The sequence below is a fragment of the Streptomyces sp. 3N207 genome (assembly GCF_052246355.1).
Taxonomy (GTDB): domain Bacteria; phylum Actinomycetota; class Actinomycetes; order Streptomycetales; family Streptomycetaceae; genus Streptomyces.
The window spans coordinates 394,369-408,016 of sequence record NZ_JBQQBV010000003.1 but is presented as its reverse complement, the minus strand read 5'-3'; the positions used below and the strand labels follow the sequence as shown (position 1 = coordinate 408,016).

Annotated in this window: 16 protein-coding genes; 4 read left to right on the top strand and 12 right to left on the bottom strand. The window is 69.0% G+C overall.

The window, feature by feature from the left end; all coding sequences use genetic code 11:
• Window positions 1-708 precede the first annotated feature (708 nt).
• The 5 genes from ACTWP9_RS07355 to ACTWP9_RS07335 form a co-directional block, all read right to left on the bottom strand.
• A complete protein-coding gene (locus tag ACTWP9_RS07355; RefSeq protein WP_443245160.1) occupies window positions 709-1,593 on the bottom strand; it encodes a protein kinase domain-containing protein in 885 nt (294 codons plus the stop codon).
• A gap of 371 nt (window positions 1,594-1,964) precedes the next feature.
• The gene (locus ACTWP9_RS07350; protein ID WP_443245159.1) at window positions 1,965-2,246 is read right to left on the bottom strand and encodes a hypothetical protein; all 282 of its coding nucleotides are present in this window, start codon (window positions 2,244-2,246) and stop codon (window positions 1,965-1,967) included.
• 4 nt (window positions 2,247-2,250) lie between these two features.
• Window positions 2,251-2,865, bottom strand: a complete 615-nt coding sequence (gene soxR, locus ACTWP9_RS07345; protein WP_443245158.1) for a redox-sensitive transcriptional activator SoxR — start codon at window positions 2,863-2,865, stop codon at window positions 2,251-2,253.
• A gap of 119 nt (window positions 2,866-2,984) precedes the next feature.
• Window positions 2,985-3,725 (bottom strand): TetR/AcrR family transcriptional regulator, encoded by a 741-nt coding sequence (locus ACTWP9_RS07340; protein WP_443245157.1) that lies wholly within the window; start codon window positions 3,723-3,725, stop codon window positions 2,985-2,987.
• 91 nt (window positions 3,726-3,816) lie between these two features.
• Window positions 3,817-4,764 carry an AurF N-oxygenase family protein gene (locus ACTWP9_RS07335; protein ID WP_443245156.1) on the bottom strand — a complete coding sequence of 316 codons (948 nt, stop codon included), beginning with the start codon at window positions 4,762-4,764 and terminating at the stop codon, window positions 3,817-3,819.
• A 237-nt stretch (window positions 4,765-5,001) separates the two neighbouring features.
• Here ACTWP9_RS07335 and ACTWP9_RS07330 point away from each other — a divergent pair, with 237 nt between their 5' ends.
• The gene (locus tag ACTWP9_RS07330) at window positions 5,002-6,111 is read left to right on the top strand and encodes a ferritin-like domain-containing protein (protein ID WP_443245155.1); all 1,110 of its coding nucleotides are present in this window, start codon (window positions 5,002-5,004) and stop codon (window positions 6,109-6,111) included.
• A 55-nt stretch (window positions 6,112-6,166) separates the two neighbouring features.
• Window positions 6,167-8,143, top strand: a complete 1,977-nt coding sequence (gene dnaK / locus ACTWP9_RS07325) for a molecular chaperone DnaK (RefSeq protein ID WP_443245154.1) — start codon at window positions 6,167-6,169, stop codon at window positions 8,141-8,143.
• 17 nt (window positions 8,144-8,160) lie between these two features.
• On the opposite strand, the gene ACTWP9_RS07320 is transcribed toward dnaK, so the two are convergent.
• Window positions 8,161-8,631: a MarR family winged helix-turn-helix transcriptional regulator gene (locus ACTWP9_RS07320; protein ID WP_443245153.1), complete on the bottom strand. Its 471-nt coding sequence runs from the start codon at window positions 8,629-8,631 to the stop codon at window positions 8,161-8,163.
• A gap of 80 nt (window positions 8,632-8,711) precedes the next feature.
• Between ACTWP9_RS07320 and ACTWP9_RS07315 the strand changes: the two genes are divergently transcribed.
• Window positions 8,712-9,257 (top strand): carboxymuconolactone decarboxylase family protein, encoded by a 546-nt coding sequence (locus ACTWP9_RS07315; RefSeq protein WP_443245152.1) that lies wholly within the window; start codon window positions 8,712-8,714, stop codon window positions 9,255-9,257.
• A gap of 19 nt (window positions 9,258-9,276) precedes the next feature.
• Here ACTWP9_RS07315 and ACTWP9_RS07310 read toward each other — a convergent pair whose 3' ends face one another.
• A complete protein-coding gene (locus ACTWP9_RS07310; protein WP_443245151.1) occupies window positions 9,277-9,774 on the bottom strand; it encodes a DUF5949 family protein in 498 nt (165 codons plus the stop codon).
• A gap of 276 nt (window positions 9,775-10,050) precedes the next feature.
• On the opposite strand from ACTWP9_RS07310, the gene ACTWP9_RS07305 reads away from it, so the two are divergent.
• Window positions 10,051-10,497 (top strand): hypothetical protein, encoded by a 447-nt coding sequence (locus tag ACTWP9_RS07305; protein WP_443245150.1) that lies wholly within the window; start codon window positions 10,051-10,053, stop codon window positions 10,495-10,497.
• Between the two features lie 193 nt (window positions 10,498-10,690).
• On the opposite strand, the gene ACTWP9_RS07300 is transcribed toward ACTWP9_RS07305, so the two are convergent.
• The 5 genes from ACTWP9_RS07300 to ACTWP9_RS07280 all read right to left on the bottom strand — a co-directional run bounded on the left by ACTWP9_RS07300 (window position 10,691) and on the right by ACTWP9_RS07280 (window position 13,605).
• Window positions 10,691-11,101: a rodlin gene (locus ACTWP9_RS07300; protein ID WP_443245265.1), complete on the bottom strand. Its 411-nt coding sequence runs from the start codon at window positions 11,099-11,101 to the stop codon at window positions 10,691-10,693.
• 140 nt (window positions 11,102-11,241) lie between these two features.
• Window positions 11,242-11,523: a hypothetical protein gene (locus ACTWP9_RS07295; protein WP_443245149.1), complete on the bottom strand. Its 282-nt coding sequence runs from the start codon at window positions 11,521-11,523 to the stop codon at window positions 11,242-11,244.
• A 195-nt stretch (window positions 11,524-11,718) separates the two neighbouring features.
• A complete protein-coding gene (locus ACTWP9_RS07290) occupies window positions 11,719-12,378 on the bottom strand; it encodes a chaplin (RefSeq protein WP_443245148.1) in 660 nt (219 codons plus the stop codon).
• A 155-nt stretch (window positions 12,379-12,533) separates the two neighbouring features.
• Window positions 12,534-12,770, bottom strand: a complete 237-nt coding sequence (locus ACTWP9_RS07285; RefSeq protein ID WP_443245147.1) for a chaplin — start codon at window positions 12,768-12,770, stop codon at window positions 12,534-12,536.
• Window positions 12,771-13,203: 433 nt separating this feature from the next.
• Complete coding sequence (locus ACTWP9_RS07280; RefSeq protein WP_443245146.1) at window positions 13,204-13,605, bottom strand: rodlin; 402 nt, start codon at window positions 13,603-13,605, stop codon at window positions 13,204-13,206.
• Window positions 13,606-13,648: the final 43 nt, after the last annotated feature.

Sequence of the window (13,648 nt, the reverse complement as noted above, 5' to 3'; positions counted from 1 at the left end):
GGATCCGGCCTGCCGGGCGCTCCCACCTCTGCAGTCGGCATCCCACTCATACCCGCCGGTGCAGCCGAACCCGCCGGGGCCGCAGGCCCCAGCACGGTCACGGCCGCGAGCACGATTCCGAGCAGCACCGCACCGACACCCGGCCTGGCCGCAGCGGCCGGCCCTCCTCCACGCGCCCTTCGCTCCCTCGCCTCACACAACACCCGCAACAACGCCCACAACACTTCACACCTCGCTCCCGAGCGGCGTCTCCCCGTCGTCGACCGCTCTGCCGCGATCGTGGCACGGGCAAGGCCACCGGCTCAGGGCGAGCGAAGCGGCTGGGCGCACGTCTCTCACTCGATCGAGAAACCCGAGGTCCCGCTCCCGGCGTCGGCGTACCGAACCGGCGCAATCCGGCGCGGGCGGGAACGCGCCGAGCAACGACGACGAGGGCACGCCGCCTTGCTGGTCCCGGGCAATTCAGGCGCAGTGCGGGAAGCCGGCGAGCCGAAATCGCCTGTCCCTACCCCCACTCCACCGCCCTGTCCAGCGCCTTCGGCCCGACCCTCGTCACCCGTACGTGTGAGGAACCACGCCTGTCCCCGTACCCAGACCCTCGGCGCCCCGACCCCGGACCAGACCGCCCGATCAGCGCCCCAAGCCCCTCCACCCCGATCGACGACCCATCCCCTCCGCCCGATCAGCGACCCCATCCCCTCCGTCCGATCAGCGACCCCATCCCCTCCGTCCGATCAGTGCCCGCGCGGCGTCCGCTCGCTCGCCGATCTCGTGGAGGTACGGCTCCGGAAGCCACTCACGCGCCGGACGGGTTGCCGTGCCGGAGAGGTCCAGGGTGTGCGCAAGAGATTCCGGTTGCGGGCGGGTCTCCGGCGTCTTGTGCAGGCACGACAGCAGCGGCACGCACAGGGCGTCGGGCACCCCCGTCAGGTCCGGGCCCTCCCGCGCCGAGGGCAGCGGGCTCCCCGCGAACGGATGCCGCGCGCTCGCCGCGACCACCAGTACGGCACCCAGCGCGAAGACGTCCTCGGCCCTCCGCGTCGACGGCCCGAAGCCCGCGCCGCCGACCGCCGCGGAACGCCTGCCCAGCGCGATGCCGTAGTCGACCACGCGTGGCCCGTCGGCCGTCAGCAGTACGTTCGCGGCCCGCAGGTCCCCGTGCGCGGTTCCCGCCGCGTGCAGTTGCACCAGCGCACGGGCAAGTGCACCCCCCAACGCGCGGACGGACATCTCCGGCAGCGGCCCGTACATGGCCACCAGCGCGGACAGCGGCACGCCCGGCACGAACGCCTCGGCGGTCCAGGGCTGCTCGCTGTCGAGTTCGCAGCCGAGGAAGTCGGCGACGAAGGGGCTGTCGACCGCGTCCGCGACCCGCGCGGTCTCCTGTCGCAGCCGTGCCCGCAGCTGTCGGTCGCGCAGCAGTTCGGGCCGTACGGCGCGCACCGCGGCTGCCCGCTTGCGCGCACCCCGCCGAGGGGCGCCCCTGCCCAGGTAGACAGTGCCCGCCCCGCCGTGCCCGAGCACTCCGAAGAGCCGGAACGGGCCGAGCCTCTGGGGGTCCGTCTCGCGCAGCCGCGCGATGCCTTCGATCACGTCAGCAGAAAACCGTCTCTCCACGGCGCTGTCCAGGCTGTGCGGACCATCCGGGACCGGCCCACCGCTCCCGCGGAGAGCGCCCCACCGGGTCGGCCGGTCCAGACCACTGGCGTCAGCTGGCGCCGCCGCAGACCATCGCGGCAGCTCCCGCCACGGCGAACCACCGGGTCGACCGTCACTGCCGCGTCCCGGCCTCAGCCACCACCGGCCGCGATCCACGCGTCAGCCACCGCCTGCGGCAATCCGCCGGCGTCAGCCACCGCCTGCCGCGATCCATCGGCGTCAGCCGCCACTGCCGCGATCGATCCCATCAGCCACCGCCTGCCGCAATCCTCCGGCCTTAGCCACCGCTGCCGCGATCAACCCCGTCAGTCACCGCTGCCGCGCCTCCTGCGCCACGGCAGTCGCTCCAAGGGGCCCTTCGCGGGCTGCCCCTCGGGTTCGTAGACGTACGCCCAGCCCCGTGGCAGTCCCAGCCGGTTCACGGCGGCCGGCTCCAGTCGGTAGACATGGACCACTGGCGGGCCGCCGTCCGGATCGGGTACCGGGACTTCGTAACTGCGCGGTGGTCTCCCGGTCGGGCCCAGCGGGACGGACAGTGTCCGCCCGTCCAGCGGTCCGCCGCGGAAGGCGGTCTCCTCGCTGCGCACCGTCTCAGACCGCTTCGCCGTCGGTCACAGCAGCGACCGCCGCACTGTCGGAGCCCGCACAAGAGCCCCCGTCGTCCGGGCCCCCGCAAGAGCCCTCGTCGTCGGCCGGCTGACCGCCGCAAGCATCACCGGACCGGTCGCCGTGCGCCGGGTCAGGGCCGCAGGGCTGGGCGAGCTGGCGGGCTCCGGGGCCCTGATCGCCGAGTCGGTCCTGCGGATTGACCAGCGCGCACGCCGTCAGTGACAGACAGCCGCAGCCGATGCAGTCGGTGAGGTGGTCGCGGAGCTGCTCCAGCAGCGCGATCCGCTGGTTGAGGTCTTCCCGCCAGCACTCCGAGACGGCTGCCCAGTCGTCCCGGGTGGGCGTACGGCCCTCCGGCAGCAGGGCGAGTGCTTCCCGGATGGCGGCGAGCGGCAGGCCGAGCCGCTGGGAGGCCCGGATGAAGGCGACGCGGCGCAGTGTGTCGCGGCTGTAGCGGCGCTGGTTGCCTGAGGTGCGACGGCTCTGGATGAGCCCTTCGCGCTCGTAGAAGCGCAGCGTGGAGGTGGCGACACCGGCGCGTTCGGCCAGCTCTCCGACGGTGGCTTCCTTGGCCTTCCATGACAGCTGAGACGGCATGGGCTCAGCTTAGCCCAGTCTTCAAGTAATCTTTAAGTCCATAGAGCCGCTGCTCACCAGGCCGTCCCGCACAGCAGGCGCCCGTCCCGTTACCCGAAACAGACGGCCGCACTCAGCTCTCACAGCAGGTGCCCGGAGTCCGCGACCACCGGCAGCACCCTGCGCACCAGTTCTGCGACGGCACCGTCGGACTCCTCCAGTGCCAGCGCCCGCCGGACCACGGTGGCGGTCTCCGCGTCGCCGGCTGCCGTGGCGGTCAGCAGAGCGACGAAGTGGTCCATCAGCCAGTCCCGCAGCTGAGGCAGCGGCGGCTGCTTGTCTTCGTCCAGCCAGATCAGGGATGCGGCCTCCACGGCCGAGATCCATGTCCGCACGGCCATCCGCAGGCGGGGCGATCCGCGGCCCTTGCTGCCCTGGTCCGCTGCCAGATGGGCGAGGATCTGCTCGGCCGCGTCCCTGCGCACCTCGTCGACTATGGCGTTGGTGCGCGAGGTCTCCACCACGCTGCCGCCCTGCATCAGTGCCATGAAACCCGCGTCGTGCTCGTCGACGAACGCCAGATAGCGGTCGAGTGCGCGGGCCAGCCGGGTGGTGAGCGGGCCGGTGGGCGGCTCGGCGAAGCACTGTTCGAGCTGGTCGGCTGCGCTGCGCAGCGCAGCCTCGTACAACTGCTGTTTGCCACCGGGGAAGTAGCGGTAGACGAGCGGGCGCGACACTCCGGCGGAGGCCGCGACATCGTCCAGCGACACATCCTCGGGCGGCCGGTGTGCGAACAGACCCAGCGCGTGCCCGAGCAATTGACTGCGCCGCTCCTGCACGCTCAGCCTGCGATACGCCGGGGCGGTGCCGCTGCTGCTCATGCAGTGCAGCGTAACTGCCCCGGCAGGCGACGGCGTTCCCCGCGTTCCCCGGAATTCCTCACACGTGCTTCACGGGGCTCTCACCGGCAGCTCATTTCGGCAGCAGGCCCGAGCTCACCCACAGTTTGCGGCCTACGCCCCGTAGTACGCCGATGTCGTCCAGGAAGTCGGTCAGCCGCTTGGCGCCGGTCTGCATGACCTCGCGGCGGTGGCCGCTGGCCTTCACCTGGGCGACGGCCTCCTTCTTGTCGAGCCCGACGTCCTCGTAGACCTGCGGGTTGACGAAGGAGATGGAGAAGACGCGGGCGGCCTCGCCCGAGCTGATCCGGGTCAGTTCGGCCTCCCAGCGCGGGCACTTGACCATCTGGCGGCGCAGCTCCTCGCGTGCGTAGCGCACATGCCGGGCCTCCTCGATGACGTGGATCCGCGTCACGCCGCGTACCAGTGGCTGGATGCGCTCGTCCGGGAAGGTCAGCCGCTGCATCCAGTCCAGGATCTCCTCGCCCAGCAGTGTCGCGGTGAACGAACCAGGGGTCGTGGAGACGGTCTTGAGCAGCCGTGCCAGGTTGTGGTGCAGCCTCGATACGGGGTACGCGGGCGCCCCGGCCCGCTTGATCATGCGTGCGAACATCATCGAGTGCCGGCACTCGTCGGCGATCTCGGTCAGCGCGTAGCGGACGTGGTTACTGGTCAGCGGCTTGTCGTAGATGTGCCGCACCAGCAACTGCATCAGGATCACCTCGAACCAGATGCCCAGCGAGGCGAGCGAGGCCGCCTCGTGCCGGGCCAGATCCATCCGCTGCTCCTCGGACATCCGCTTCCACAGCGGGGTGTCGTAGAGCGACACCAGCTCCGGTGGCCAGAACCACTTGCCGTCCTCGAACGGTGCTTCCCAGTCCAGTTCGGTGTCCGGGTCGAAGGAGTGCTTCCTGGAGGACTCGAGGAGGCGCTCGGCGACCTGCTCGCGATCCTTGAGCAGGCCGAGGGCGTCCCTGAGGACCTCGCGTTCCATGTCGGCGATGTCAGGCGCTGTCGTCATGCTGAGGCACCTCTTCGTTGGGGGTGCCGGCGATCTCGTTCGAGTGTTACCGGCGGTCACGTCTGCTTGTCGACTCTTATGAGACTGCCTGTCAGTAAGGACGTCAATCCCCCCTGCGCAACTTGTTGACCGAGCGGTAACACGCGTGTGAGCCTGCCAACTACCCACCCGTAACGGGCAGTCCCGAACCAACCCCCCACCACCACGCGGGGCAGTCCGTGACTGAAGGAGATGTCAGTGTCCACACACGATCTCTACGTGCACACAACCGACGCCCCCCTCTGGCAGATCGCCGCATCCGGCAGCGCCCGCTTCTCCTGGGAGTACGACGACGGGCGCGACCGTCTACTGGCGCTGTACCAGAAGGGCAAGGACAAGCAGTGGGACGGGCAGCGCCGCATCGACTGGGACCTGGAGGTCGACCCGTACGACCCGCTGGGGACCCCTGATGAAGTCATGACGCTCTACGGGACGCCCTACTGGGACAAGATGAACGAGGCCGAGCGCGGCGAGCTGCGCCGGCACTACGCCTCCTGGCAGTTCAGCCAGTTCCTGCACGGTGAGCAGGGCGCCATGGTGTGCGCCGCGCGGATCGTGGAGTCGGTGCCCGACATGGACGCGAAGTTCTACTCCGCGACACAGACCATGGACGAGGCCCGGCACGCCGAGATATACGGCCGCTTTCTCCACGAGAAGATCGGCATGCTCTACCCGATCAACGACAGCCTCCAGTCGCTCCTCGGCGACACCCTCCGCGACTCCCGCTGGGACATGCCGTACCTGGGCATGCAGGTGCTGATCGAGGGCCTGGCGCTGGCCGCCTTCGGCCTGATCCGGGACACCACCGACAAGCCGCTGCCCAAGCGGATCCTCGCGTACGTCATGCAGGACGAGGCCCGTCACGTGGCGTTCGGCCGGATGGCGCTGCGGGACTACTACAAGCAGCTGTCCGACGCCGAACTGCGCGAGCGCGAAGAGTTCGTCATCGAGGGCTGCTATCTGATGCGCGACCGGCTCAAGGGCGCCGAGGTGCTGGAGAACTTCGGTATCCCGCGGGCCGAGGCGGACACCTTCAGCGAGCAGTCCGAGAACCTGCAGCTCTTCCGAAAGCTCCTCTTCAGCCGCATAGTCCCCTGTGTGCGGGACATCGGCCTGTGGGGCGAACGCCTCCAGCGCGCCTATGTCGACATGGGCGTCTTCGAGATGGGCAACCAGAACCTCGACCTCCTGATGGCCCAGGACGAGGAGATCGCCGAGAAGCTGGACGCCGGACGCTTCGCCGCCGAGGAAGCCGAACGGACGGCTGAGGTGGCCGAAGCCATCGAGGAGGGCAAGACTCAGGTGTAGCCCGTCCGGCACTCCCGCGCCCGCGGAGGCCGGCACTCCTGAGGAGGACGGCCTTATGGCACGCGCTGTCGGAATCGACCTCGGCACCACCAACTCGGTGGTCAGTGTCCTGGAGGGCGGTGACCCCACGGTCGTCGTCAACGCCGAGGGCGCCCGGACGACGCCGTCCGTGGTGGCGTTCGCCAAGGGCGGTGAGGTGCTGACGGGCGAGATCGCCAAGCGGCAGGCGGTCACCAACGTCGACCGCACCGTCCGCTCCGTCAAGCGCCATATGGGCGAGGCCAACTGGCGCTTCCCGGAGTCCGGCAGTATCGACGGCAAGTCCTTCACCGCCCAGGAGATCTCGGCCCGCGTCCTGCAGAAGCTCAAGCGGGACGCGGAGAGCTATCTCGGGCAGGACGTCACCGACGCGGTCATCACCGTTCCCGCGTACTTCAACGACGCGCAGCGCCAGGCCACCAAGGAGGCCGGCGAGATCGCGGGCCTGAGCGTGCTGCGCATCATCAACGAGCCAACGGCAGCCGCACTGGCCTACGGCCTCGACAAGGAGGAGGAGCAGACGGTCCTCGTCTTCGACCTGGGCGGCGGCACGTTCGACGTCTCGCTGCTGGAGATCGGCGAAGGCGTACTGGAGGTGAAGGCCACCGCGGGCGACACTCATCTGGGTGGTGACGACTGGGACCAGCGGCTGGTCGACCACCTGGTCAAACGGTTCAGGGACGGCCACGGCATCGATCTGGCCAAGGACAGGATGGCGGTGCAGCGGCTGCGTGAGGCGGCCGAGAAGGCGAAGATCGAGCTGTCCTCGTCCACCGAGACGACGATCAATCTGCCCTACATCACCGCGACGGCCGAGGGCCCGCTGCACCTGGACGAGCAGCTGACCCGCACCCAGTTCCAACAGCTGACGGAAGACCTGCTGGAGCGCTGCAAGACGCCGTTCCACCAGGCGGTGAACGACGCGAACGTGCAACTGTCCGACATCCACCATGTGATCATGGTCGGCGGCTCGACCCGGATGCCCGCGGTGACAGAGCTGGTCAAGGAGCTCACCGGCCGGGACCCGCACAAGGGCGTGAACCCGGACGAGGTCGTCGCCATCGGCGCCAGCCTCCAGGCGGGTGTGCTCAAGGGTGAGGTCAAGGACGTCCTGCTGCTGGATGTCACCCCGCTGTCCCTCGGTATCGAGACCAAGGGCGGCATCATGACCAAGCTGATCGAGCGCAACACCACGATTCCGACGAAGCGTTCGGAGACCTTCACCACGGCCGAGGACAACCAGTCCTCCGTGCAGATCCAGGTCTTCCAGGGCGAGCGGGAGATCGCGGCGTACAACAAGAAGCTGGGCATGTTCGAGCTGACGGGTCTGCCGCCGGCTCCGCGCAATGTGCCGCAGATCGAGGTCACCTTCGACATCGACGCCAACGGGATCATGCACGTCTCCGCCAAGGACCTGGGCACCGGCAAGGAACAGAAGATGCAGGTCACCGGCGGCTCCAGCCTGCCCAAGGACGACATCGAGCGCATGGTGCGCGAGGCGGAGCAGCACGCAGAGGAGGACGCGCGGCGCCGCGAGGCCGCCGAGACCCACAACCAGGCCGAGCAGCTCGCCTACCAGACCGAACGTCTGCTGGCCGACACCGCCGAGGGCACGGTGCCCGCCGAAACCCGCGCCGAGGTCGAAGCGGCGCTCGCCGACCTCAAGGCGCGGCTGGCCGAGACCCCCGACGATCCCGCCCGGGCCGCCGAACACACCGCGACCCTGCGCGAGGCGGTCGACCGTACGACAGCCGCGGCCCAGAAGATCGGCACAGCAATGTACGCGCAGGCCAGGGAGGGGCAGCAGGCCGGCACGGAGGGGGCACAGCCGACCGGCGAGGGCACGGAGCAGGGCGGCACCGCGCCGCCGGACGAGGACGTGGTCGACGCGGAGATCGTCGACGACGAGCAAGCCGACGGCTCCACCGGCCCTGGCACTCCCGGCGGTTCACCTGGGACCGGGGGCCGAGGGGACCGGGAAGGGGAGAGCTAGGTAGGCGGGGCCGCTCGTCAGTCCCCGAACCACCCCGCGGCATCCAGCCGGAACGGCGCCGGACCCACCACGGTCTCCAACGCGTCCTCGAGCTCCGTCAGCCGCTTCCGGCCCAACTGGTCGGCCCACCTGCCGCGGAGCTCCTCGAAGACCGCACCGGAGAGCACCAGCGCGTCCTGACCACGCGGAGTGAGCCGGACGAGCTTGCGCCGCGCGTCGGCGGGGTCGGCGACCCGTTCCGCGTAGCCCAGTGCGGCGAGCCGGTCGACGGTCTTGCCCGCCGCCTGCTTGGAGACGCCCAGCCGCCGCCCCAGCTCGCTCGCCGTCACCCCGTCCCGCCCGATGGCCTGCATCGCGAAGCCGTGTGCCGGGCGCAGCTCCGGATGGCCGTGGTCGGCCAGTTCCGTGTGCAGCTGGTCGATCAGCGAACGGAACCCGGCGAACAGCAGCAAAGGCAGCTCGAACCCCCACCTCTCGCGCTCAGCCATGACGACCCTCGACAAGTTCGACAACCTGGTTTACCTTATTTTCGACAACCACGTTGACCACTGTACGAGAGGGGCCGACTGTGCCCGGAACAACCTTTGCCGAACTCACCCCGCAGTCCGCCCCTGCCGCCTCCCGGCGCATCATGGAGGCCACCCGGCAGCGCCTCGGATTTCTCCCCTCGGCGACGGCCCGGCTTGCCGTCTCGCCGCACACTCTTGAGGCGTTCACCAGGATGAGCGCCGCCTTCGAGGCCACCAGCCTCGACGTGCTGGCACGCGAGACCGTCATCCTTGCTGTCGCGACCCGCAACGGATGCCATCTGTGCGTCGCCATGCACACCCGCAAGCTGCGTGCCCTCGAGGCCGACGAGGAGTTGATCGCAGCCCTGCGCGAGGCCCGTCCGCTTCCCGACGAACGCCTGGAGGCCGTCCGCGTCTTCACCACGGAAGTGCTCGACCGGGCGGGCGAGGTGAGCCCCGGGGCGCTCGACGCCTTCGCCGCCCACGGCTACACCCCGGAGCAGGCCCTCGAAGTCGTCCTCGGCATCGGTGCGTACACCCTCTCCACGCTGGCCAACAGGCTCACCGGTGCGCCTGTCGACGCCGAACTGGAGCCGTACGCCTGATGTTTCCGCGCCCCCCGGCTCAGCGTGCGAGCCGTCGCACAGGGAGCAGGCAGTGCGCCGATGTGGAGAGCACCTCTTCGCTCAGGAACTCCCGGAGTGCGTCCTGCTGGATCTCGTTGCCGAGGCGCACCTGCGGCCAGGGCTGCGTCGCGAGCAGGAAGTAGACGTGTCCGCGGTCATGCGCCGCGGCAACCCACTCGGGCGGTGTCGAGTACTGCACCGACATCTTCGGCATCGTCAGCGCCACTTGACCGCCCTCGACGAGCGCGGTCACCGGAAACTGCCGCCCGGCCGAGGTGGCGTCCAGGATGTCGCCGCCGACCGTCAGTCCCGTCGACTCGGCGAGCTGCCGCATTGCGGCGACAGTCTCCTCCCGGGTGCCGGCGCCGTCGCCGAGTGAGAAGACGAGCAGGAAGGCCATGTCCCGTCCGTCTCCGTATTCACCGGCCCAGCCGACCACGCTGAGGGTGCCGAGCTGCTGCTGAATGCCGCCCTGGGCGGCCTGGAGGGAGGTCATGGAGGGGCACCTTAGTCGCGCCGAGGGCCGTACCTGATACCAGAATCACCCTGAATGACCACGTTTGGTGCCCGAGCACGCCACCGAGGGTACGGTCGTTCAGCTGTGCGTGGTCCGTGGGCTGACGACTGTCGCTCACGAACTACTTGTGCAACCAGGAACCCCCGCCGGGCGCCGGGAGGTTGGCGCGTCACCCCGATCAGGCGACTACGATATGGAGCTGACTGGTCACAAAACGTTGCTCATGGTCCGAGCAACTCGTACTCGGTGGTGAACATGCTCAAGTCCGGAACCGCCCGTCACAAAGCACCTGCCCCACGCGTTTTCGCCCGGGCCGGGGTACTCGCCGCGGCCGTCGGCGCGGCCCTCGGTTCGGCCGTGCCGACCGCTGCGGCGGCCGAGCAGGGCGGCGCGGGGAAAACCGGCGGTGATTTCGCGATGGAGGGTCTGGTGCACGGACTCACGACGCCTGTCCGGGGGACGGTACGCGGCACCGGTGTAGCGCTCGGCAGCGCGTTGAAGGCGGTCAACGATCTCCAGCTCGATCCGCTGGCCAACACCGGTACGGATCCGCTGGACAATTCCGTCGGCACCAAGATCGCCGACTTCCCCCCGCTGAGCACCGCAGCCGTCACCGGCCCGCTCGCCCGCGGTGCCTCCCTCGGTGACCTCCCCCTCGTCGGCCCGCTGGCCACCAAGGCGACCGACACGCTGCGCGGCTGAGGGCGGGAGCACGAGCCGACGAGGCGCGAGCGCCACTCGTCGAAGCGGAAGACGCGACGAAGCGGAAGACGCCAAGAAGCGGAAGGCACGAAAAGGGGGAACACCCGAAGAACCGGAACACACGAAGAGGCCACCGGCTGAATGCCGGTGGCCTCTTCTGTGAAGTCCCCGCTTCGACCTGGGGTCCGGTTGCTCAGCGGTTGCGCTCGCCGTTGGCGGAGAGGGCCGCGATGTCGTCCAGGATGTGCGACAGCGGCTCGTCGCCCTTGGCCTGGGACGAGTTGTCCGAGCACTTCTGGGACTGGTAGGCGGACAGGATGTTGATGTCCTGAACGGTGATCGGAGCGACGGCGCCGATGAGCGAGCCGATGTTGATCTTCTCGAACGGCAGGGCGCAGATCCTGTTCAGGGAGCCCTGGATGAGCTGGTTCTGCGGGCTCAGGTTGCCGTAGGTGGCGGCGTTGCCTTCATTGTGGTCGGCGCCGTTGCCGTTCACCGTGGTGGTGCCGGTGTCGTTGCCGGTGGCCAGCGCCTGCGGGGCGGCCATCGCCGAGATACCGACGAGCGAAAGGGCCACCGTAGCGGTGGACAGGGCCTTCTTCATCATGGGTTCTACCGTTCTTCCTGGAATGGTGCGGAAGTCTGGGACGTCGGGTCTAACTGTCTTCCGCTTCCTGAGTTTTTCCTTTTCACCTGAATGGTGTGTACGCCGTGACCCGTAAATCCCCTATCGGCGCGCGGGCGTCACTCGGCCGGCGGAAGTCCGCCCAAGAGATTCTGATTGCCGATCAGCTTCCCGTTCTTCAAAGGACGCTTCACCGCATTCACCAAGGCATCGAACTGCGGACCGGCCACGCCCACCGGGGGAGAGGAGGAAAGCAGTTCACCGCTTCCGAGGGCATAGTCGAGACCGCCGTTCAGACTCGCGCGCGGACCGACAGGGGCTTCGCTCGCGAGGGCGGGCGGCGCGGCGCCCAGAGCCATCACCGATCCTGCGATGACGGCGGCGGTCTTCCTGTACTTCATAGGGTGCTTCTTCTCCCGGAAACTGTGCGATTTTCCGACGGCGCTTCCCGGTGACGGCTCGCGGCAGGCGGGAAACCGCGCCTTTTCGCCGTTTCGCCGCGCAGCGCCCGTCACGAGCGCATCGCGGAAAAGCGTGCGAAGGAGTTCCGCGTTGCGCGGGTGCCTTGAATGTCGGTCAGATATGGCGAGTACGGGTCAGCTCCGACGCGGGGTGGCGCGCCGGTAGAGCACCACGCCGCCGAGCAGCATGCCCGCACCGAGCGCCGCCGTGCCCCAGGCGCCGCCCGTACCGGACTGCGCCAGCGACTCGGAAGCCGCGACCTGGTGCTCGGCCGCTCGCGGAGCGCGCGGAGCGGCTTCGTGGGCCTGACGTTCGGGTGTCGCCGCCTTCCCGGCCTGCGGAGCCCGGTGCTCGACGGGCCGGTCCGCGGGCTTCTCGCTGCGGCTCTCCACCTGGTCGGCGGGCCTCCTCGGGCCGGCGGGCTGCTGCGGGGCGCGGGCGGGCGGGTGCTGCTCGGCCCTTTCCTGCGGCGGCTCCTCGGCCCGCTGCGGAGGCTTCTTCGGGCCCGGCCCCGGCGCCGGCGGCTGCTGGTGCGGAGGCGTCCTCCTGGCGTGCCCGGCGCCGCAGTTGTTGCCGAAGGACGGGTTCAGCGCGCCGACAACGTCGATGGTGTTCCCGCAGACGCTGGTCGGCACGTGCACCGGAGCCTTGACCACGTTGCCCGACCCGAAGCCGGGGGAGCCGGCGGCGCCACCACCGGCTCCCGCGTCGGCCTGTGCGTACCCGGCAGCGCCCGCGAGCGCGCCCGTCGTGGCGGCAGCCGTCAGGAGGCTCTTGCTCAAGACCTTTCGCATGGTCTCTTCCTGCTCTCAGTCTGGTGCGGAAGGCGCGGAATTCTCGCAATTCCATATCCGCGTCTCAGGAGACCGGACGGCTCCGGTGCGTGAGCTCCACGCCCCACGCACCGGAGCCGGTCCGAGCTGGTTCCCGCTCACGAGGGCGGGGGGTGTCAGTCGGCGACGCAGGTGTTGCCGAACGCCGGGTTGAGCAGGGCGATGATGTCCACGGTGTTGCCGCAGAGCTGGATCGGGATGTGCACCGGAACCTGGACGACGTTGCCCGAGATGACACCAGGGGAGTTGGCGGCGCCGCCCTGGGCACCCGAGTCTGCGAGGGCCGGAGCGGCGGCGGTGCCCAGGGCCATCAGCGTGCCTGCGGCGACGGTCGCGACCTTCGTGTACTTCACGTGGGAGTCCTTTCTCAAGCGGGTTTCCCTGGACCACGGATTTCGTATGTCCACGAGTGCTGGCTGATCGCCCGCAACTCCGCTGTCGCCATTCGTAACGATGTCGAGTTCCGTACGACACGAGTTATGCCGAATTACCTGCCTCGTCCCTCTGGTGGCGTAATGGATCGGGCCGGTTACGTCACTCGATGTGATGTCGGGGTAGCTGGGCAATCCGCCACTCGGGTGATGATCGTCAACCGCAACGGGAAAGCGTGATCGTCAACCGCGACAGGAAAGCGCGGAAGAGCCGTTTGCGAAACAGTCGAAGACACCCGGAACGGAAAGAGTGAAATCCTGGAGGAAATCGGGGAGTTGGAACAAGCGAAAGGCCCGGGGCGTAGCGCCCCGGGCCCCATGCCCGCGTTCCGCTCTGGCCGCAGCCGGAGTCTCCTCAGCGGTTTCGGGTGCCGTTTCCGGAGAGGAGAGGGATGTCCTGAAGAATGTGCGAGAGCGGCTCATCTCCCTTGACCTGGGAGGAGTTCTCGACACACTTCTGGGTCTGCGGGCTGGACAGGATGTTGATGTCCTGAACCGAGATCGGAATGAGCCCGATGAGCGAGCCCACATTGATCTTGTCCGGAATCGCGATGCAGGGCTTGTTCAACGAGCCCTGGATCAGCGCGAATTGGGGGCTCCAGTTCCCATAGGTGGCGGAGTTGCCGTACATCTGGGCCGCTCCGTTGCCGTTCACCGTGGTGGTGCCGTGGTCGTTGCCGATGGCCGCGGCCGGGGGAGCGGCCACGCCGACGACCGCTGTGGCAGCGGCGGCAGTGGCCAGCGCGTTCTTGATCATTCTTGTCCTCCTGACGTGGAGCTCGGACGCGGAGCGCACTGGA

Coding starts and splice junctions, on each gene's coding strand:
- ACTWP9_RS07280 (WP_443245146.1), bottom strand. CDS start 13,605: ATGATCAAGAACGCGCTGGCCACTGCCGCCGCTGCCACAGCGGTCGTC.
- ACTWP9_RS07320 (WP_443245153.1), bottom strand. CDS start 8,631: ATGGCTGAGCGCGAGAGGTGGGGGTTCGAGCTGCCTTTGCTGCTGTTC.
- dnaK (WP_443245154.1), top strand. CDS start 6,167: ATGGCACGCGCTGTCGGAATCGACCTCGGCACCACCAACTCGGTGGTC.
- ACTWP9_RS07295 (WP_443245149.1), bottom strand. CDS start 11,523: ATGAAGTACAGGAAGACCGCCGCCGTCATCGCAGGATCGGTGATGGCT.
- ACTWP9_RS07305 (WP_443245150.1), top strand. CDS start 10,051: ATGCTCAAGTCCGGAACCGCCCGTCACAAAGCACCTGCCCCACGCGTT.
- ACTWP9_RS07340 (WP_443245157.1), bottom strand. CDS start 3,725: ATGAGCAGCAGCGGCACCGCCCCGGCGTATCGCAGGCTGAGCGTGCAG.
- soxR (WP_443245158.1), bottom strand. CDS start 2,865: ATGCCGTCTCAGCTGTCATGGAAGGCCAAGGAAGCCACCGTCGGAGAG.
- ACTWP9_RS07300 (WP_443245265.1), bottom strand. CDS start 11,101: ATGAAGAAGGCCCTGTCCACCGCTACGGTGGCCCTTTCGCTCGTCGGT.
- ACTWP9_RS07335 (WP_443245156.1), bottom strand. CDS start 4,764: ATGACGACAGCGCCTGACATCGCCGACATGGAACGCGAGGTCCTCAGG.
- ACTWP9_RS07290 (WP_443245148.1), bottom strand. CDS start 12,378: ATGCGAAAGGTCTTGAGCAAGAGCCTCCTGACGGCTGCCGCCACGACG.
- ACTWP9_RS07310 (WP_443245151.1), bottom strand. CDS start 9,774: ATGACCTCCCTCCAGGCCGCCCAGGGCGGCATTCAGCAGCAGCTCGGC.